Here is a 1,066-nt window from a genome sequence, read left to right as displayed (position 1 = left end):
GGCGCCCGGCCGGTGACCGGCGGGCGGACCGCCGAAGGAGGCGCGGGATGACGGTGCTGCTGGCACAGATCAGCGACCTACACCTGGACGGCAGCGAGCGGGCCACCCGGCGCGCCGAACGCGTGATGGAGCACCTGCGGGCACTGCCCCGCCCGGTCGACGCGCTGCTGGTCACCGGCGACATCGCCGACCACGGCACGGAGGCGGAGTACGAGGAGGCGGCCCGCATCCTCCAGGCCCCGTTCCCGGTCCTCACCTGCCCGGGCAACCACGACGCGCGTGGGGCCTACCGCAAGGCCCTGCTGGGCGAGGAGCCCGCTGCCGGCCCCGTCAACCGCGTCCACCACGTCGCCGGGGCCGCCGTCCTGATGATCGACGCGACCGTCCCCGGCCGTGACGAGGGCCTCCTCGACGCCGAAACCCTCGACTGGGCCCACACCCGGCTCGCGGCCCTGCCCGAGGGCACCCCCGCGCTCCTCGCCTTCCACCAGCCGCCGGTGGACCTCCACCACCCGCTGCCCGACTCCTGCAGGCTCCAGCGCCCCCAGGACCTCGCCGCCCTGCTGGACGCACACCCCGCCGTGGTCGCCGTCCTCACCGGCCACGCGCACACGGCGGCCGCCTCCACCTTCGCCGGCCGCCCCGTGATCGTCGGCCCGGCCGTCACCTGGACCCTCCGCCTCCCGTGGGAGGGCGACGCCCCCGCCGACCGCGACCAGCCCCCGGGCCTCGCCTTCCACGTCCTGGACGACGACGGACGCCTGACCACGCACTACCGCGTCGTCGTCTGACCGGAGGTCCCCCCGGGAGGCGGTCGCCCGGCCGCCCCGTCGGGCAGCCGATCCGCACCGAACCCGGCCAACCACGGTGCGTGTCCGCCCCGTTGGTCCGAGACTCCGGTACGCCGCACGCCCCGCGTGCCGCGGTACGCCGCACGCCCCGCGGCTACCGTTGCGTCCGCCGTGCGGCGGCACGACGATGGAAGCAGGGGGCCGCAGTCGGACTCTGGGAGATCCGATGGCCAGCCACAACCGTCCCGCCCAGCGCCCGCCCACACCCCCAAGAC

General features: G+C 76.5%; 1 protein-coding gene. It reads left to right on the top strand.

All coding sequences use genetic code 11. The features are described from left to right. The first annotated feature begins 47 nt into the window (after positions 1-47). Positions 48-791 (top strand): metallophosphoesterase, encoded by a 744-nt coding sequence (locus ACOV8S_RS21560; protein ID WP_448319539.1) that lies wholly within the window; start codon positions 48-50, stop codon positions 789-791. Positions 792-1,066 lie beyond the last annotated feature (275 nt).

The organism is Streptomyces sp. CO7 (assembly GCF_053474865.1).
This window is presented reverse-complemented; position numbering and strand designations above follow the sequence as displayed.